Here is a 19002-nt window from a genome sequence, read left to right as displayed (position 1 = left end):
CGTCTTCCACGACCGTTCCCGCACGCCATGACGCCCGGCCAGCCCGCTCCCGACTTCGACGCCTTCGACCAGCACGGCCACCGCCACCGTCTCGCCGATTACCGCGGCCGCTGGCTGGCGCTGTATTTCTATCCGCGCGACGACACGCCGGGCTGCACGAAACAGGCCTGCTCCATCCGCGACGGTCGCGCCGACCTCGCCGCTCGCGGGCTCACCGTGCTCGGCGTGTCGGCACAGGGCAGCGCGGCGCACCGCGCTTTCACCGACAAGTTCGCCCTCGATTTCCCGCTGCTGGTCGATGACGGCCAGCGCATCGCCCACAGCTACGGCGCGCTCGGCAGCGGTCCGGCCGGACTGCTGCGCCGCTGGCTGGGTGCCTACCGGCGCATCAGCGTGCTGATCGACCCCGAAGGTCGCATCGCACACCTGATCGAACGACCCGACGTGAGCCGCCACGCTGACGAACTGCTCGGTCTGCTGCCGCCACGTTGAGCGCCCGCGCCACGGACGATTGTCATACGCCGTCCGGCATGTGGACGCTGCACCCGCCCGACGCTCTCGCACAAGACACTGATATTCCAGCCTTTCCGCGGCCCGCCCTCATGGCACGTCATCTGCTCCCCGCTGCACGGCGCGTCGTGCGCCGGACCGACGGGGAGGATGCATGCTGGCCTGGCTGCTCAGACGACATTTCTGGTTCGAACTGCAACGCATCGCCGACTGCGAATCGCGCGACGAGGACTACTGCCCGTCGCCACGCGGCAGCGCCAATGAGCGGCAGCTGCTGGGCACGCTGTCCCGCGTGTTCTCCGGTCTGCGCAACCGGGCACGCAACGCCGAAACGCGCGCGCACGAACTGGAACAGATGCTGGACGTGGCCGCCGACAACGCGCAGTCGCTGCGTCAGGAGCTGAGCGAAGCGAGCGCGCGCAGCAGTCTGATCGCCGCCGTGGTCGACGCCGGACTGTGGGAAGTCCGGCTGGGCGACGCCCGGACGCCTGACCTGAAACATCCGGTCTGGTGGTCGGACCGTCTGCGCAGCATGCTGGGCTACGACCACGACGACTTTCCGGATCGCCTCGACAGCTGGGCCTCGCGTCTGCATCCGGAAGACCGCAAGCAAGCACTCGACACGCTGGCGCGGCAATGGACCGACCGGCGCGACGGCGACTGGCCGGACACGCGCTACCGGATGGCACACAAGGACGGCAGCTACCGCTGGCTGCTGTCGCGCACCCGCACCGTGCGCGACGAACAGGGCGTCGTGCGCATCGCCGGCTCGCTGACCGACATCAGCCGCAGCCGCGAGGACGAGGCGAAACTCGACGCCGCGCTCACCCGTTTCGAACTGGCCAGCGACATGCTGTCGGACGGCATCTGGGACCTCGACGTGGTGGCCGGCGACCCGGTCAATCCGTCCAACACCTTCTGGTGGTCGACGCAGTTCCGCCGCCTGCTCGGCTTCGAGACCGAAGAGGAATTCCCGAACGTGCTCGACAGCTGGGCCTCGCGCCTGCACCCGGACGACAAGCCGGGCGTGCTCGAAGCTTTCACCCGCCACCTGATGGACCGCAGCGGCAACACGCCCTACTCGATCGACTACCGGCTGCGCTGCAAGGACGGTGTCTACCGCTGGTTCCGTGCCCGCGGCCGCACCCGGCGCGACGACCGCGGTACGCCGCTGCGCGTGGTCGGCGCGCTCACCTGCATCGAGGCCGAGCACAACGAGCACCATCTGCAGGAAGTCGAGGCGCGGCAGCGCCAGCAGCTCGGTGACAACGTGCAGAAGATACGCGCCATCGTCACCGCCATCCGCGCCATCGCCGACCAGACCAACCGGCTGGCGCTGAATGCGGCGATCGAGGCCGCGCGCGCCGGCGACGCCGGACGCGGCTTTTCGGTGGTGGCCGACGAGGTGCGCACGCTGTCGGAACGCACGCGCGAGGCGACCGAACAGATCGCCCGCATCATCCCCGACGGCGACTGACGACGGGCCGCGCGGCCCTCTTACTTGATCGAGAAGTCGGCGCGGTTCGGCGCCGTCTTCGCGTCCTTGCCGCCGGCCGGCTTGCTCCCCTCATCGGCCGGCTTGCCTCCGTCGGCGGCCGGCTCGCCTGCCTTGGGTGCCAGCACGAACAGGCGCGCGTCCTCGACCTTGGCCTTGCGCGTCAGGTAGTCCTTCACCGTCTGCGCACGCGCCAGGCCGAGGAGGCGCAGATCCTCGTCGCTGACTTCGGTATTGGTCAGGATGAGCTTTTCCATTTCCGGCACCGGCAGGTCCTTCGCCAGACCAACCAGATTGCGCGGCTTCGGGAAATCCGCCGCCTTGTAGACCGCCTTCAGCAGATCCGGATATTCCTCCGGCGACACCGTCGTGGTTTCGGCCGAGGCTTTGGTTTTCGCCGCCTTGATCGCACGTACCTTCTGCTCCAGCAGCGCGCGGCGGTAGCCTTCGATGTCGGTCGCGCGATCGGTGCGGCCGGTCACTTCCAGTTTCAGCGCCGGTCGGTCGGTCAGCGCCTTGCCCAGCGTGTCGAGCTTGCTGCGCGCGGTGTCAGTCAGCGTCGCGCGACCCGGCTCGAAGGCGACGTGATCGAGATCGGCCTCGGAGCCGAACAGCGAACCGAGCAGCGCGAACGGCGAAGTGACCGCCTTGACGATCAGGTTCACGATCACCTTGACGACGATGCCGCCGATGGAGAACTGCGGATCGGACAGCGAACCGCTGATCGGCAGATTGATGTCGATGACGCCGTTGCGGTCCTGCAGCAGCGACACCGCCAGCAGCACCGGCGCCTTGATCGCGTCCGGGCTGTCGACCTTGTTGCCGAAGGTGAGCTGATCGAGGATGACGTTGTTCTGGGCAGTCAGCTGGTCGTTCTCGATCTTGTAGGCAATGTTGACGCTGAGCTTGCCCTTCTCGATGCCGTAGCCGACGTACTTGCCCGAATAGGGCGACAGCGGCGCCAGCTCGATGCCACGCGCACTGGCCTTGATGTCGAGGAAGAGCGCCTCGGCCAGCGGATTGATGCGGCCGGTGATGTCGATCGGCGCCGAACCTTCGACCAGGCCGCGCAGTTCCACCTCGCCGGCGGTGCCGGATGCAGAACTGAGGCCGGATACGCGACCGCCCAGTTCGGACAGCTGGGCACGGTAGTTCGGCTTGATGAAGAAGTCGCTGAAATCGACGCGGCCGCCCTGCATCACGATGGTTTTCACGTCGATCGGCGGACGCGCCGCATTGATCATCTGTGCCAGTGCCGCGCTCTGGCTGCCGGAGGCCGGCGGCGCCGCCGGGCGGGCAGCCGGTGCCGGAGCAGGCTTGGCGGCCGGCGCGGCGGCCACCGGCGCGGTCGCAGCCGTCCCGTCCTTGCGTACCACGTCCTGCAGGTTCAGCCGGCCCTGCGGCGACACGATGATGCGAGCGAAGTAATCCGACAGCGCGACTTCGTTGATCGACAGTCCGGCCAGCAGATCGGGCTTGCGGCTGTCCAGCTTCAGCGCGATGCCGCCTGCGAACAGCGAGCGCCATTTCAGCAGGTCGGAGGCGTTCACCTTTTCGGTCAGGTGCACGTTCTCGACATTGGTTTCACCCTTCCACGCCAGTGTCCAGTCGCCGGTCGGCTGCGTCTGCAGTGCGAGGTCGCCGCGCAGGCTCAGCACGCCGGCGAGCAGTTCGGCATTCAACTTCTGCGCCATCCAGGGCTGGCCGACGAGCAGGTCGAGGCGGCGCGCATCGATCTTCAGATCGGCCTGTACCGGCGACAGCGAAAAGCCGCCCCGTACGCCGAACAGGCCGCCCTTGGCGTCACGAAAGCCGAGGTCCAGCTTCGATTTCTGCTTCAGGTCGGTGCCGACGTTTTCCAGCTTGAGCGACAGCCGGTCGAGCTCGACTACGGCCGGTGTCGTCAGCGTGCGGTCCTCGAAGCGGACCGCGCCGTCCTTCAGGTTCAGCGCCGACAGCTGCGCGGTCCATGCCGGAGCGGACGCCGCCGGCGCGGCAGGCCCCGCCGCCGCTGACGAGGGGCGCACCAGACCGGCGAGATCGATGTCGCCGTCGGCCTGACGCGCCGCGCGCAGACGCGGCTTGAGCAGATCCAGTGCGCCGACCGCGACCTTGCGCGTCGACAGGTCGATGCGCGCCTGGCTCACGACGATGTCGTCGGCCTGGGCGAAGGCGTTCTTCTCGCCGCGACGCGTGAGCTTGAGCCGGGCCACGCCCGCCTCGGTCACCAGCACCTCGCCCTGCGGCGCCCCGTCGGCCAGTCGCAGGCCGAAGCGCGTACCGATGCGCACGTCCGCCTGATCCACCGAGAAGTTGATCAGGTCGGCAAAGTAGGGGCTGAAGCGCGGCACCTCGACACCGCTCAGCGTCAGCTCGCCCTCGATGTCGGGCGCACTCGCGTGCAGCTTTGCATCGACCGCCAGCCGCGTATTGCCCTCGGCCTGCGCGGCGATCACCAGCGTCGCCGGGGCGTCGCCCTGCAGCGAGAAATCGCGCAGCACGATGTCCATCGGCTCGATCACGTAACTGAAGGGCTTGGCCGGCATTTCGTCGGTGAAGGCGACGCGTGCCTGCAGTACCTCCAACAGCCCGACCTTCACCTCCGGTACCTTCGCCGGCTCGGCCGGCGCCGTTTCCGGTGCCGCGGTGGCGCTCGGTGCAGGGCGCGGTCGCGCCAGCAAGGCCTGCAGGTTCAGCTTGCCATCCTTCGCGCGGGAAACCTCGAAATCGGGCTGATCGATGCGGATGCTGGCGATGTCGATCTTGCCGGCCAGAGGCTGGATCTCGTTCAGCACAACATCCAGCGCCGGCAGCTTGAACAGAGGACTGCCGTCACGGCTGTCGAGTTCGAAATCGCGCAGTTCCAAAGTGCCCTGCAGCACGATGCGCGGCGCGCCCTCCTTGTTCTGGCGGAAGCCCAGCTCGATGTCGGTGTCCAGCAGGCCGGAACTGATGCGGAAGCCCAGTGGCACCGGCGAGTACTCATCGAAGCGCGCGAGGTTGAGCGCGTTGAACTCGATCTTCATCGTCGCCTCGCGTTCGTCGATGAAGGGCCGCACCTTGCCCTTCATCGAGAACGGCGCGTCGTTGATGCGAGCCGCGATCGAGGGCTCGACGAACAGTTCGACGTCGGACGGCAGGTTGGACACGAAGGGCAGGCCGATCTGGATGTCGCTGATCGCATGCTTGCGCGCGAAGGGCTGGTCGTCGATATCGACGCGGCCGTCGCGCAGCACGATGTTGTTGATCGAGAAGCGCGCCGGTTCCTCACTCGGCGGCTGGTCGAGAATCTTCTGCAGCACGTCGCTGAAATTGAAGCGGCCGTCCTCGTCGAGACGCACGATGCGCAGCCAGGGCCGCTCCACCTGTACCGCCCGCACCACCGGTGCGCCCTTGAACAGCGACGCCCACTCGACATCAACGGTCAGGCTGTCCAGCGTCACCGCCTCGTCCTTGCCGTTGGCCTCCAGCAACTTCACTCCCGACACCGTCAGTTCCAGCGTATAGGGATTGATCGACACCGCCTGCAGCGTCAGCGCACGACCGAGGAATTCGGAACCGTGCTTCTCGGCCAGCGAACGCACCAGATGCGGCGCCGCGAACGCACCGAGCAGACCGAACAGCACGGTTGCAGCGACGATGCCGATGAAGGTCTTGCGTACGGCGGGACGGGAAAAGAGGGCGTTGAGCGACATGGGCAAGCGGATCCAGGCGGATGAACGGGGCGATTATGACGCGGGGCCGGCTGCAAGATGTCGTGCGGCCGCATCCAGCGCTTCGTCGAGCACGACGACGTATGCACGCAACGCGTCGGGCAGCTGTTCCGGCGACAGACTGGCGTCGCGCAGTGCGCGTTCCAGCCGCGCCGCCTCAACGCCGGCGCGGGCAAAACCGAGGTTCAGACAGACGCCCTTGAGCGCATGAATCTGGCGGACGATGTCGGCAGCCGGTTCGCCGACGCGCGCCGCCAGTGCGTCGCGCAGCGCCCTGACCTCGCCCAGCGTGGTGGCGAGGATTTCGCCGTAGAGCGCGAGATCGCCATCGAACTGCTGGCGCACGGCGACCAGATCGAGCGCAGGTCGCGCCTCATCGGTGACCGGTTCCGCGACGGGCTCGACCGTTGCCGGCGCCATGGTCTGCAGCACGTCGCCGCGGCCGGCGGCGGTGGTCGCCAGCACCCCGAGCAAGGCGTGCGCGTCGACCGGTTTGGTCAGGTAGGCACGCATGCCCAGCGCCAGGCACTCGTCGCGCTCCTCGGTCACCGCGTGCGCGGTCAGGCCGACGACGGGCGGCGCGGCAGCGCCCAGGCGGGCGACGATCTCGCGCGTCGCAGTCTTGCCGTCCATCACCGGCATCTGGATATCCATCAGCACCAGGTCGATGCCACCGGCACAGACGCGTTCCAGCGCCTGCCGCCCGTCGACGGCCTGCTCGGCGTGCGCGCCCGCGCGTTCGACCAGATGAACCGCCACCGTCCGGTTGACCGCGATGTCATCGACGACGAGCACGCGCAGATCGGCCAGCGAAACCGCGGATATCTGCTCGGCAGCCGTCGGCAGCGCACCGTCCTCCACCTGTTCGAGCCAGACCTCGGCCCAGAAGGTGGCGCCCTCGCCCGGCGCGCCACTGCCGCCGACACGACCGCCCATCGCCTCGGCCAGCCGTTTGCAGATGGTCAGGCCGAGGCCGGTGCCGCCGTGGCTGCGCACCACCGATGCGTCGGCCTGCACGAAGGGCTCGAACAGCGCGTCGATCTCGTCAGACGACACACCGCGACCGGTGTCGCGCACCGTCATGCGCAGGCGCACCCGCTGACCCGCCCGCTCGCACAACGCGACCTCGACGTCGACGCGACCGTGTGCGGTGAACTTCAGCGCGTTCGACACGTAGTTGTTCAGTATCTGCGCCAGCCGCGTCGGATCGCCGCACAGCGCCGGCGGCACTTCCGGCGCCAGCTTGAACGTCAGAGCGAGCGCCTTGTCCTGTGCCTGCGCGACAAACGAGGCGTGACAGGTTTCCAGCAGGTCGCCGATGGCGAAGGGAATGTGTTCCAGATCGAGCTTGCCGGCCTCGATCTTCGAGAAGTCGAGAATGTCGTTGACGATCATGCGCAGCTGACTGGCCGCGATGCGCAACTGCCGGCCATGCTCGCGCGCCCGTTGCGGGCTGTCGTTGTCGGCCAGGATGGCCGCCAGCCCGACCACGCCATTCAGCGGGGTGCGGATTTCGTGGCTCATCGCCGCGAGGAAGGCGCTCTTGGCGCGGCTGGCTTCGCGCGCATCGGCCACCGCCTGTTCGGCGCGCTGCAGCAGCGCCTCGCGCTCGTCCTCGCGCTGTTGCAGCGAACCGGCCATGCCGTTGAACGACTGCGCCAGAACCTGCAGTTCCTGCTCACCACTTTCGTCCACCCGCGCGTCGAGCTGGCCCGAAGCGATGCGCTGCGCGCCGTCGGACAATCGCCGGATGCCGTGCGCGAGCCAGTGGCTCAGCAGCCATGAGAACAGCGCCGCGAGCCCCATGCCGAAGACCGCGACGACGGCTGCGAGCCGCTTCGCCTGCGCCAGTTCGCTGCGCGCCTGACGGTTGTCGATGCCCAGTTGCACCTCGCCGATGCGCGCGCTGCCGGCCATGATGGGCGCACTGACGGCGAAGCTGTCGGAGCCCTCCGCCAGCGGGTCGCTGTCGGCGCTGAAGGTCCGCGCCAGCGCCGCAGCATCGCCCTTCGCCGCCACCTCGCGACCGTCCTGATCGAGCACCCGAACGAAAACGGCCTCACGCCGCGACACCAGATCCGAGGACACCGCTTCGACCTTGGCCAGGTCGCTTGCAATCAGGGCGTCGGACACGGCCGCCGAAAACAGCGACATCGCCATCTGCGCGCTGCGCTGGATCAGATCGGCCTGCGAACTGGCCATCTGGCCCAGCGCGCCGAATATCGTCACCGAAAGCGTCAGCGCCTCGATCAGGGCGATGCCGAGAATGGCCTTCCAGCGGAAGGACATGCGGCTGAAGGCGCGCATCTTCATCAACAGGAATCAGCGCACCGGTTCGGCCAGCAATGCATCGAGTACCCGGATATCGAGCGCACGTATCGGCTCCCAGTCCCGATCCTGCGCGCTCACGACGCCTTTGAAGCCGATCTGCTTCAGCAGTTCGGCGCCGGGCGCCGAACTGCCGACTTTCTGTATCGCGTCGACGAACTCCCTGCCCACCGACTCCGGCACACTCGGCAGACGGGCGAAGGCGTGCGGCGGGTACTCGGCCGAACGCCAGATGACGCGCATGCGATCGCGCACGCCGGGGTCGATGGCCTCCAGCGTGCGCTCGATGCCGCCGCCAGCGACAACCAGCCCGCGCGCAACATTCAGGTAAACGGAATCGTGCGAGGCAACGAAGCGCGGCTTCACCGAAATGCCGCCGCGCTTCAGTTCGGCCAGCGGAATGACGGTGGCGGCGAAAGCCGCCGGCGACGGAAAGGCGACCTCCTTGCCGTCCAGTTCCTGCACCGACGCGATGGCACTGTCGTTGCGGACGACGATCAGTCCGCGCAGCTTGCGGTCCTTCTCGCGAGCAAACGCCAGGTAGCCTGCAGCCTGATGAAACACCACGTAGTGATAGGGGTTCATGTAGGCGATCGCGTATTCGCCACGGGCCAGTCGCTTCTCGAACTCGGTGATGGTCGGCGCCGTCGCGAAACGGAATTCGCAGCCGCTGACGGCCGACACCTCGCGCAACAGCGGAATCCAGCCCTGCGCCAGATCGCTCGCCGCCTGCTGCGGCACGACACCGACGGTGATGACGCCGTCGAGCGCACAGGCCGCATGCAGCGCCGGCGCACCCGACAGACAAAGCAGCATCGCCAGTGCGGAGGCGGCGCGACGGATGGAGAGGACGGTCATCAACGGGCCCTGTGCTTACCGCTCGGCGGTGAATCCGCGGGGATGCGCATGCGCACGCCCTCGGCTGATTGAGGCCGATTCTAGCGCTCAAGTCGCCCCGTCGCGCTGCCGATACTCCACACGAACCCCGCAAAAAGACCAGCCCGCACACCGCCATGTCTGACCTCATAGGATCGGTCGCCAACCTGACCGGTTACCGCGATCGCGACCTCATCGACAGTACCTTCGTCTCGGTACTGGGTGACTGGCTCGACCCGATCGAACTGAATCTGTATCGCTGCGTCGGTGACGTCTCCGATCTGCGGCTGCTGCTGCAGGCAGGCATGGTCAAAGGGAGCGGCATGCGTGCCGGCGATCCGAGCTGGACGCCGCTCGATGCGCTCCCCGCCCTGTCCGCCCGCCCGCAGTTCGATCAGGCCTTCGGCTGCGACGAACCGTTGCTCGACCTGCCGATGAACGGGCACGACGGCCCATGGCTCAACCTCTTTCCGGTGTGGGCCGGCGCGCGGCGCTTCGGCATCATCGAACTGATCAGCGAACAGCCGCTGCTGCCGGTGCAGCTGCGCCTTGTGGAGGGCCTGCTGAAGATCTATCGCAACCAGATCAGCCTGCTCGACTACAGCGAACGCGACAGCCTGACCGGCCTGCTGAACCGCAAGACCTTCGACGAACAGTTCCTGAAATGTCTGGACACGATGGCGGGCAACGGACACGCCGCCGAGGGCTCGCCGAACTGGTGGCTGGGCGTCATCGACGTCGATCACTTCAAGCGGGTGAACGACACCTTCGGTCACCTGATCGGCGACGAGGTGCTGCTGCTGGTCGCACGCATCCTGCGCACCGCTTTCCACCACAGCGAATACCTGTATCGCTTCGGCGGCGAGGAATTCATCGTGCTGCTGCGTGCCGATAACGACGACGAAGCTCACCTTGCTTTCGATTTCTTCCGCCAGCAGTTGTCCGCCTTCGCCTTCCCACAGGTCGGCCATGTCACCGCCAGCGTCGGCTTCACCCGTCTGCGCTTGATGGACAATGCCAGCGGCTCGGTGGATCGCGCAGATCGCGCGGTCTATCACGCGAAGCACAACGGGCGTAACCAGGTGCATTCGTACGAAGCACTGGTCAAGGCGGGCGTTTTTGAGGAGGTGAACAACAGCGGCGAGATCGAGCTGTTCTGAACTGAGGCGGTTCAGCCTCAAGGCGATCCCGTTGCGGGACGCAGAAAACAAAAAAGGCCGCTTTCGCGGCCTTCTTCGTCAGCACCCTGCAGATATTGCAGAGCACTTTATGTTGGCGGAGTGGACGGGACTCGAACCCGCGACCCCCGGCGTGACAGGCCGGTATTCTAACCAACTGAACTACCACTCCAGTGTTGGTGCCGGCACTTCTTTTTCCGGACTTGCACTGCCAGCAAAAAACGCTGGCGTCCCCACGGGGATTCGAACCCCGGTACCTACCGTGAAAGGGTAGTGTCCTAGGCCTCTAGACGATGGGGACCTAGTTTTACCGCTATTTGCTGCTTTGTACTGCCTTCTCTCTCGCTTGGTGGAGGTAAGCGGGATCGAACCGCTGACCTCTTGCATGCCATGCAAGCGCTCTCCCAGCTGAGCTATACCCCCGTCGAAAGAGGAGCGCATTATAAACACTGTTCCGGGTTTGTAAAGCATCTCGCGCAATTATTTTTGTCGGACGTCGATCGACATTTCGGGGTCGTGACATCCGCATATCACATCGGCATTCACCCATCACACCGAGGTGCGTTGACCTTCGCTTACTGACCGGCGTCGGGCAGCACCTTGCCCGGATTCATCAAGCCATACGGATCGAATGCGCGCTTCACCGCCCTCATCATGTCCAGCTCGACCGTGCTCTTGCACGTCGCCAGCAGATCACGCTTGAGCTGGCCGATGCCGTGCTCGGCCGAGATCGAGCCACCGAGTGCGATCACCGTTTCATGTACCTGTTCGCTCGCCACCTTCGCGTCGGCGATCAGCCGCGCGTTGTCGGAGGCATCCGTGAAGGAGAGGTTGTAGTGCAGATTGCCGTCGCCGGCGTGGCCGAACACCACGACGCGCACGCCGGGCAGCGTGGCCTCGAGCTTCTCTCCGGCTGCCTCGATGAAGTGCGGAATGCTGCCGACCGGCACGCTGATGTCGTGCTTCACGCTGAAGCCCTCGATGCGCTGCGCCTCCGATATGTTCTCGCGCAGTGCCCACAGCGCCTTCGCCTGTGCGCCGTCCTGCGCGATCACCGCGTCGCGCACCATGCCGCGCTCGAGCAGCGCTGCCAGCATGTCGCCCAGCTTCGTTTCGAGCGTCGGGTCGTTGCCGGCGAGTTCAACCAGCGCGTACCAGGGCGCGGCGTCGGCAAGCGGGTCACGCGCTCCTGGAATGTGCTTCAGCACCATGCCCAGCGCCTCGCGACCGACCAGTTCGAATGCGTTCAGCAGGTCACCTGACTGTGCCTGCAGCGCGTGCAGCAGATCGATGCCGCGCTGCGGGCCGTCGAGTGCCACCCAGGCGAGCGCGGTGTTCACCGGCAGCGGCGCGAGCTTCAGCACGGCGGCGGTGATAAAGCCCAGCGTGCCCTCGGCGCCGATGAACAGGTGCTTGAGGTCGTAGCCGGTATTGTCCTTGCGCAGCGCACGCAGGCCGTTCCACAGCCGACCATCGGGCAGCACGACTTCGAGGCCGAGCACCTGTTCGCGCGCGTTGCCGTGGCGCAGCACATGCACGCCGCCGGCATTGGTCGACAGGTTGCCGCCGATCTCGCACGAGCCTTCTGACGCCAGACTGAGCGGGAACAGCAGGCCGGCATCACGCGCGGCGGCCTGTACCGCAGCAAGCGTGCAGCCGGCCTCGACCGTGATCGACGCGTTGTCGCGATCAAGCGCGCGGACGCGATTCAGACGGGACAGGCTGACCAGCACCTCGTAACGGCCCGCGTGCGGCGTGGCGCCCCCGCACAGGCCGGTATTGCCCCCCTGCGGCACCATGGGCAGCTGCGCCTCGTGACAGACGTGCACCACCTGCGTCAGTTCGTCGACCGTTGCCGGTCGCACGACGCACAGCGCCTCGCCGCGATAGCGGCCGCGCCAGTCGATGCAATACGGCGCGAGGTCAGCGGCAGCGGTCAGCAGCTGGCTGTCGCCGACCACGGTCCGCAGCCGCGCCAGTGCCGACACGATGCGTCCGTCCTCCATATCAGCTCCGGATCCCGTTCACGCTGTGCCGACGCACGGGCGGCTCATGGTCAGTCTTCGGTGATGACTTCGGCGTACAGGTCATGTACGTCGCAGTCCGTGATGCGCACACGCACGAAGTCGCCGACTTCCAGATCCTGACCGTCGAGGATGTGCACCAGACCGTCGATGTCCGGCGCGTCGCCTTCGGAGCGGGCGACCGCGCCGTCCTCGTCGACCTCATCGACCAGCACGATCATTTCGCGATCGATCTTCTCTTCCAGGCGCTGCGTCGAAATGTCTTCCTGGAATTCCATCAGGCGCTGACGGCGCTCTTCGCGTACCTCTTCCGGCAGCGCGCCCGGCAGGTCGTTGGCGCTGGCGCCGTCGACCGGCGAGTAGGCGAAACAGCCGACGCGGTCCAGGCGGGCTTCGCCGAGGAAGTCCAGCAGTTCCTCGAATTCCTGTTCGGTCTCGCCCGGAAAGCCGGCGATGAAGGTGCTGCGTATCGTGATGTCCGGGCAGATCGAGCGCCAGGCGCGGATGCGTTCGAGATTGTTCTCGGCATTGGCCGGCCGCTTCATCGCCTTCAGCACGCGCGGACTGGCGTGCTGGAAGGGTACGTCGAGGTAGGGCAGGATCTTGCCCTCGGCCATCAGCGGGATGATGTCGTCGACGTGCGGATACGGATACACGTAATGCATGCGCACCCACATATCCAGCTCGCCCAGCGCGTTCGCCAGGTCGTACAGCTTGGTGCGCAGCGGCTTGCCGCCCCAGAAGCCGGTGCGGTACTTCACGTCCACGCCGTAGGCGCTGGTGTCCTGCGACACGATGAGCAGTTCGCGCACGCCGGCGTCGCGCAGCGCCTCGGCTTCGCGCATCACATCGCCGATCGGCCGGCTCACCAGATCGCCACGCATCGACGGGATGATGCAGAAGCTGCAGCGGTGATTGCAGCCTTCGGAAATCTTCAGGTAGGCGTAGTGCGACGGCGTGAGCCGTATGCCCTGCGGCGGCACCAGGTCGGAGAAGGGATCGTGCGGCTTGGGCAGGTGGCGATGGACCGCGTCCATCACCTCTTCGGTCGCGTGCGGACCGGTCACCGCCAGCACCTGCGGATGGGCGGACAGCACCTGCTGGCGCTTGGGCCCTTCCGCCCCCATACAGCCGGTCACGATCACCTTGCCGTTCTCGGCCAGCGCCTCGCCGATCGCGTCGAGCGATTCCTCGACCGCGGCATCGATGAAGCCACAGGTGTTGACGACCACGACATCAGCATCGTCGTAGGTCGGCACGATGTCGTAGCCTTCGGAGCGCAGGCGGGTCAGGATGGACTCGGAGTCCGAAGTCGCCTTCGGACAGCCGAGAGAAACGAAGCCGACCTTGGGGGTCGGCTTCGTGGTGTTGCCAGATTCAGAAGTACGGGTCACGCCGCGTCTCCGCCGCAAAACCCAGCAGTTTACTTGTTTTGCGGGCCTTTATCGCCCCCCGGTCCGAAGCCGGGAAACTTGAAACCGGACATCATCGATCGGGTCTGCTGCTCGATCTGTTCCTGCATCTGCACGAACATGCGCTTGCTCTGCTCCATGTAGGCACCCATCATGCTCTGCATGGCCGGGCCCTGGAAGTTCAGAAACTGCGCCCACAGGTCCTTGCTCATCGCGTTGTTGTCGCCGTAGATGGCGCGCGCCTGGTCCTGGAGCTTGCTCTGCACGTCGGTGAAGGCCTTGATGTTGCCTTCGAGGTACTTGCCCATCATGCCCTGCATCGCATTGCCGTAGAAGCGGATCATCTGCGACAGCAGGTCGGACGTGAACATGGGCACGCCTTCGCTTTCTTCTTCGATGATGATCTGCAGCAGGATGCTGCGGGTGAGGTCTTCGCCAGTCTTGGCATCGACGACCTGGAACTCGGCATTCTCGAGAACCAGTTCCTTCACGTCGGACAGCGTGATGTAGGAACTCGTGCGGGTGTCGTAAAGCCGGCGGTTGGGATATTTCTTGATCAGCCTGTTGGTGGAACCGGTCCCCTCGCGGCTTTCGGAAGCGCTCATTGTGTGGTGTCCTCGCTCGTTTGAACTACCCCGGGGCGGTGTTTCCGCCCACTCTGTTTTGATCATACAGCAAGCAAAGGCCTTATGCGGCAGTGCCGCATAAGGCCTTGCGATACGTCACAAACCCAGTTTTACGGCAATTACTGGTAGTACAGGCCGCCGTTGATGTTCAGCGTCGCACCGGTCACGTAACCCGCCATGTCGGAGGCAAGGTAGGACACGGCAGCACCGATCTCCTCCGGCTTGCCCAGACGCTTCATCGGCACGGAGTCAATGATGCCCTGACGGATGTCTTCGCGGATCGCCATCACCATGTCGGTGCCGATATAGCCCGGAGCGATCGCATTGACGGTAACGCCCTTGGCGGCCATTTCGGCGGCCAGCGCCTTGGTGAAGCCGACCACGCCGGCCTTGGCAGCCGAGTAGTTGGTCTGGCCGGCCTGACCCTTGACGCCATTGACCGACGAAATGTTGATGATGCGACCCCAGCCGCGTTCGGCCATCTTGCCGGCGACGTGGTGCGTCACGTTGAACAGGCTGTCCAGGTTGGTGGTCAGCACCGCATCCCACTGGGCCTTGTCCATCTTGGAGAAGAACTTGTCACGGGTGATGCCCGCGTTGTTCACGACCACATCGACCGGGCCGATGTCCTGCTCGACCTTGTCGATCATCGCCTTGCAGGAATCGTAGTCGGACACGTCGCCCTCGGCGGCTTTCATTTCAAAGCCTTCGGCCTGCATCTTGGCCAGCCATTCGTCCTTTTGGGGGAACGCGGGCAGACAGTTCGCCACGACGGTGTAGCCGTCCTTGGCCAGTGCCTTGCAGATTGCGGTACCCAGACCGCCCATACCCCCGGTAACCAGGGCAACTCGTTTCGTCATGACTTCTCTCCCAGCCAGCTGCGTGAAAAACCCTCCACCCCCGCCGGACGAGGTGGAAGGCGTGCGCGGACCTCCGCGCAGGCGGTCAGGACATGTGCTGACCGCCGTTGATCGCAATGTTGGCGCCAGTGACGAAAGCGGCTTCGTCCGACGCCAGGTAGGCCACCAGGCCTGCAATCTCTTCCGGCTTGCCCAGACGCGATACCGGGATCTGCGGCAGGATCTTCGAGTCGAGGATGTCCTGCGGGATCGCGGTCACCATCTTGGTACCGATATAGCCCGGCGAAATCGTGTTCACGGTGACACCGGCGCGCGCCACTTCCAGCGCCAGCGCCTTGGTGAAGCCGTGCATGCCGGCCTTGGCGGCCGAGTAGTTGGTCTGGCCGAATGCACCCTTCGAACCATTCACCGAAGACACATTGATGACGCGGCCCCACTTGCGCTCGGTCATGCCGTCGATGACCTGCTTGGTCATGTTGAAGCAGGAGTCGAGGTTGGTGCTCATCACCACGTCCCAGTCCGCCTTCGTCATCTTCTTGAAGGTCATGTCACGAGTGATGCCGGCGTTATTCACCAGCACATCAACCGGACCGACTTCCTTCACCACCGTTTCGACACACGCCTTGCAGGAGTCGAAATCCGACACGTCGCACGGGTAGGCCTTGAAGCCATAGCCCATGTTGTTCATGGTCTGCAGCCATTCGGCTGCCTTCGTATTGCCAGGACTGTGTGTGGTCACCACGCGGAAACCCAGTGCCGCGAGCTTGATGCAGATCGCTTCACCCAGTCCTCCCATACCGCCTGTTACCAGTGCGACTCGCGTCATTTCCTTGTCTCCTTTTATTAGTCGAGGGTATGTCTTCCGCAGCCCCCCTCATGAGGCTGCCATGCGTTCAATTCGTTGCGCTGCCTTTCACATAGCGCCCGGGTGCGGGCTCGATCACCTTGTATTGCGCGTTGCCCGCTCGTGACGGGGGCGCGACCTTCTTGCCTGACTTCGCAGTCAGCCACTTGATGTAATGCTTCCACCAGCTGCCCGGCTGTTCGCCGGCATTGGCCCGCCATTCCTCGGCGGTCGATTCGTTGCCGCCAACCCAGTGCGAGCGCTTGTCCTTCGAGGCCGGATTGATCACGCCGGCCACGTGGCCGCTGGCACCCAGTACGAAGGTGGTGTCGCCGCCAAGCAGCTTGCGCACCAGATAGGCACCGGTCCACGGCACGATGTGGTCTTCCGACGTGGCCAGCAGGTAGGCCGGCATGTCCACCTTGCCCAGATCCGCCTTGACGCCCAGCATTTCGAGTTTACCCGGCACGCGCAGACTGTTTTCAAGGTAGAGGTTGCGCAGATACCAGGCGAGGAAGGGGCCGGGCAGGTTCGTGCTGTCGCAGTTCCAGTGCAGGATGTCGAAGGCCGGCGGCGTTTCGCCCTTCAGGTAGTTGCCGACCACGTAGTTCCAGATCAGATCGTTCGGACGCAGGCTGCTGAAGGTCTGCGCCAGTTCGCGCCCCGGCAGCAGGCCACCGCGGCCTATCGTGTGCTCGCGCGCCGCGACCATGCCTTCGTCGACCAGGCAACCGATCTCGCCGGCATCCGAGAAATCGAGCAGCGTGGTCAGCAAGGTCATGCTGGCAGCAGGCTTTTCGCCACGACCGCAGGCTACGGCCAGCGCCGAGGCGAGTATCGTGCCGCCGACGCAGAACCCCATGGTGTTCGGCTGCGCATCTCCGCTGATGTCGCGCACGACATCGAGCGCGGTCAGCGGCCCGAGGCGCAGATAGTCGTCCCAGGTCAGCTGGGCCAGCGTCTGATCGGGATTGCGCCAGGAAATCAGGAACACGGTGATGCCCTGCTCCACCAGGAAACGCACCAGCGAGTTCTCCGGCTGCAGGTCCATCAGGTAGTACTTGTTGATGCAGGGCGGCACGATCAGCAGCGGCTTGGCGTGCACCTTGTCGGTCGTCGGCGCGTACTGGATGAGCTGTATCAGCTCGTTCTCGAACACCACCGAACCTTCGGTCACGGCAAGGTTTCTGCCCACTTCGAAGGCACCGGGCGCCGACATCGAAATATGGCCCTGCTGCAGGTCGCGCAGCAGGTTCTCCAGACCGCGGCGGATGCTTTCACCCTCGGTGCGCAGCGCGGTTTCGACGAATTCCGGGTTGGTGGCGGCGAAATTGGCCGGTGACATCGCCTCGATCATCTGTTTCGACAGATAGCGCATGCGATCCTTCGCACGCCCGTCGGCCACCGGCGTCGCTTCGACGCAGGCGCGCATGAACTGCGCGTTCAGCAGATAGGCCTGACGCAGATAGTCGAAATAGGGGCTCTTGGTCCACTCCGGCGCGCGGAAACGGCGGTCGGTGGGGTCGGGCTGCACCACGGCCGGCGCCGGTCCGTCGTCCGGTTTGCGCTGGGCGAAGGCCTGCCAGAGCCGGTGCTGGCTTTCCAGCCACTGCTGATGAAGTTCGGAGAAACGGGCGGCCTCGGGCGCCGCGAAAGCACTGCCGTTGAGCGGTGTGTGTGCGGCCAGCGTACTCTGCTGGCGTGTCATGAATTCGCTGAAGTTCTTGCCCATCGCGGCCATGATGGCCGTCCAGTCGGGCTGCACGGCCTCGTTGCGAGGCGGGACGGACTTTCCGGGTGCTGCCGAGTCACTGCTCATCAAACCAAACCCCAGTCGTTCTTATTCAGATGCAACGCGATGGCGTCGTCGGGAATCTGCGTCTATCGTGCCGGTCGCAATCGCGCCAGGCGAGCATAACAGCGCATGCCGGCTGACGCGCGCGCTATGGGTGCGACCACCCGGCACACGCAACACGACTGGATTGTTGCATCGCACAAAATAGCTGTCAATCCCGCCCGTCCGCACCAGGCACGGGCCAACGAAACGCGCTGCAGGAAAGGATTCCCCGCATGTACATCATTGCGATTGCGTGGCTGTACGTGGTGCTGATGATGGCCGTGACAGAGCACAGCATCGTCGCCGCCGTGCTCACCGTGCTTTTCTACGGCGTCGCGCCGCTGGCGCTGTTCCTGTGGATTTTCGGCACGCCGGCGAGGCGGCGCGCGGCCGCGCGGCGGCCGCAACCGGAGGAGGACGGATCAGTGATGGGCGAAACCGTCGACGAAGTGGTGGATCAGCACGATGCTGCCGACGCCCAGCGAAATCAGTAGCACCTGCTGGATGGTGGCGCCGATCTCGGCGCGCTTGTGCAGACCGGGAATCAGATCGGCCACCGCGACATAGATCATGCTGGCCGCCGCAATGCACAAAAGATAGGGCACGGCGCCGCTCACGAGCGACAGTGCGAAGTAGGCGCCGACCGCGCCGACCAGGGTCGCCATGCTGGACAACAGGTTGAAAGCCAGCGCGCGCATGCGGCTCATGCCCGAATGCAGCAGCACCAGGTAATCGCCCACCTCCTGTGGAATTTCGTGCGCGACGATGGCGGTGGCGGTAACGATGCCAAGCGGAATGCTCTGCGAGAAGGCGGCGGCAATCAGCACACCATCGACGAAGTTATGGAAGGCGTCGCCGATCAGGATGAGCGAGGCTGCGCGCGCGCCGTCGCCGCCATGACCGTGATCGTGGTGTGTCAGCGCGGCGTGGTCGTGGTGAGCGTGGTCGTGCCCTGCGTGCTGCGCCAGTTCCGCCGGATCGTGCGCCTCGCAACTGACCTCGTGGCAGTGCCGCCACAGCACCAGTTTCTCCAGCAGGAAGAAACCGAGGATGCCCGCCAGAAGCAGACTGGTGGCCAGTTCTACGCTGCCGATTTCCTCGATCGCCTGCGGCAGCACGCCGAGCAGGGCGGCGCCAAGCAGCGCGCCGACCGAGTAACTGATGAGCATCGGAATGCGCTGAAGATTGACGGCCATGCCGAACAGCGCGGCGGCACAGACGCTGATCGCACCGCCGACGAAAGAGGCAAGTACGATCCAGGCAAGGACAGACATGGGGGATTCGAAACTGAAAACGGTC

The 19002-nt window shown here is 65.4% G+C and carries 14 protein-coding genes and 3 tRNA genes; 4 read left to right on the top strand and 13 right to left on the bottom strand.

Annotated features, from left to right (window positions below; all coding sequences use genetic code 11):
• Positions 1-27 precede the first annotated feature (27 nt).
• Together WDZ97_RS02450 and WDZ97_RS02445 are read left to right on the top strand one after the other, a co-directional pair.
• Entirely contained in the window at positions 28-492 is a 465-nt protein-coding gene (locus WDZ97_RS02450; protein WP_304008669.1) for a peroxiredoxin, read from the top strand.
• Between the two features lie 172 nt (positions 493-664).
• The gene (locus WDZ97_RS02445; protein WP_304005369.1) at positions 665-1987 is read left to right on the top strand and encodes a methyl-accepting chemotaxis protein; all 1323 of its coding nucleotides are present in this window, start codon (positions 665-667) and stop codon (positions 1985-1987) included.
• Positions 1988-2007: 20 nt separating this feature from the next.
• On the opposite strand, the gene WDZ97_RS02440 is transcribed toward WDZ97_RS02445, so the two are convergent.
• Genes WDZ97_RS02440 through WDZ97_RS02430 form a run of 3 tightly spaced genes read right to left on the bottom strand, consistent with a single transcriptional unit; the run spans position 2008 to position 8904 of the window.
• Positions 2008-5700, bottom strand: coding sequence for a DUF748 domain-containing protein (locus tag WDZ97_RS02440; RefSeq protein ID WP_425761686.1), 3693 nt, complete (start codon positions 5698-5700; stop codon positions 2008-2010).
• 33 nt (positions 5701-5733) lie between these two features.
• A complete protein-coding gene (locus WDZ97_RS02435; RefSeq protein WP_425761685.1) occupies positions 5734-8031 on the bottom strand; it encodes an ATP-binding protein in 2298 nt (765 codons plus the stop codon).
• A gap of 9 nt (positions 8032-8040) precedes the next feature.
• Positions 8041-8904 carry a PhnD/SsuA/transferrin family substrate-binding protein gene (locus WDZ97_RS02430; protein ID WP_425761684.1) on the bottom strand — a complete coding sequence of 288 codons (864 nt, stop codon included), beginning with the start codon at positions 8902-8904 and terminating at the stop codon, positions 8041-8043.
• 155 nt (positions 8905-9059) lie between these two features.
• Here WDZ97_RS02430 and WDZ97_RS02425 point away from each other — a divergent pair, with 155 nt between their 5' ends.
• Positions 9060-10082 carry a GGDEF domain-containing protein gene (locus tag WDZ97_RS02425; protein WP_425761683.1) on the top strand — a complete coding sequence of 341 codons (1023 nt, stop codon included), beginning with the start codon at positions 9060-9062 and terminating at the stop codon, positions 10080-10082.
• Positions 10083-10195: 113 nt separating this feature from the next.
• Here the strand turns inward: WDZ97_RS02425 and WDZ97_RS02420 are convergent.
• The 9 genes from WDZ97_RS02420 to WDZ97_RS02380 form a co-directional block, all read right to left on the bottom strand.
• Positions 10196-10272: transfer RNA gene (locus WDZ97_RS02420), tRNA-Asp, on the bottom strand.
• Between the two features lie 53 nt (positions 10273-10325).
• Positions 10326-10401, bottom strand: a tRNA-Glu gene (locus WDZ97_RS02415).
• A 46-nt stretch (positions 10402-10447) separates the two neighbouring features.
• Positions 10448-10523 (bottom strand) — tRNA-Ala (locus WDZ97_RS02410).
• 152 nt (positions 10524-10675) lie between these two features.
• Positions 10676-12106, bottom strand: a complete 1431-nt coding sequence (locus WDZ97_RS02405) for an FAD-binding oxidoreductase (RefSeq protein ID WP_425761682.1) — start codon at positions 12104-12106, stop codon at positions 10676-10678.
• Positions 12107-12156: 50 nt separating this feature from the next.
• Entirely contained in the window at positions 12157-13518 is a 1362-nt protein-coding gene (gene rimO, locus WDZ97_RS02400) for a 30S ribosomal protein S12 methylthiotransferase RimO (RefSeq protein WP_341928655.1), read from the bottom strand.
• 29 nt (positions 13519-13547) lie between these two features.
• A complete protein-coding gene (gene phaR / locus WDZ97_RS02395) occupies positions 13548-14141 on the bottom strand; it encodes a polyhydroxyalkanoate synthesis repressor PhaR (RefSeq protein WP_019917676.1) in 594 nt (197 codons plus the stop codon).
• Positions 14142-14281: 140 nt separating this feature from the next.
• Positions 14282-15022 carry a beta-ketoacyl-ACP reductase gene (locus tag WDZ97_RS02390; RefSeq protein WP_029143757.1) on the bottom strand — a complete coding sequence of 247 codons (741 nt, stop codon included), beginning with the start codon at positions 15020-15022 and terminating at the stop codon, positions 14282-14284.
• 85 nt (positions 15023-15107) lie between these two features.
• Positions 15108-15848 carry an acetoacetyl-CoA reductase gene (phbB, locus tag WDZ97_RS02385; protein ID WP_029143758.1) on the bottom strand — a complete coding sequence of 247 codons (741 nt, stop codon included), beginning with the start codon at positions 15846-15848 and terminating at the stop codon, positions 15108-15110.
• Between the two features lie 67 nt (positions 15849-15915).
• On the bottom strand, positions 15916-17631 hold the full coding sequence (locus WDZ97_RS02380) for a PHA/PHB synthase family protein (protein ID WP_425761681.1): 1716 nt from the start codon (positions 17629-17631) through the stop codon (positions 15916-15918).
• Between the two features lie 305 nt (positions 17632-17936).
• Here WDZ97_RS02380 and WDZ97_RS02375 point away from each other — a divergent pair, with 305 nt between their 5' ends.
• On the top strand, positions 17937-18197 hold the full coding sequence (locus WDZ97_RS02375; protein WP_019917672.1) for a hypothetical protein: 261 nt from the start codon (positions 17937-17939) through the stop codon (positions 18195-18197).
• Here WDZ97_RS02375 and WDZ97_RS02370 read toward each other — a convergent pair.
• Positions 18126-18977 carry a ZIP family metal transporter gene (locus tag WDZ97_RS02370; protein WP_425761680.1) on the bottom strand — a complete coding sequence of 284 codons (852 nt, stop codon included), beginning with the start codon at positions 18975-18977 and terminating at the stop codon, positions 18126-18128. The genes WDZ97_RS02375 and WDZ97_RS02370 overlap by 72 nt on opposite strands.
• Positions 18978-19002 lie beyond the last annotated feature (25 nt).

This window comes from Methyloversatilis sp. MC4-4, from assembly GCF_049843555.1.
Classification (GTDB): Bacteria; Pseudomonadota; Gammaproteobacteria; order Burkholderiales; family Rhodocyclaceae; genus Methyloversatilis; species Methyloversatilis discipulorum_B.
Note: the sequence above shows the minus strand (reverse complement) of the source record. Positions and strands in the feature narration are given on the sequence as shown.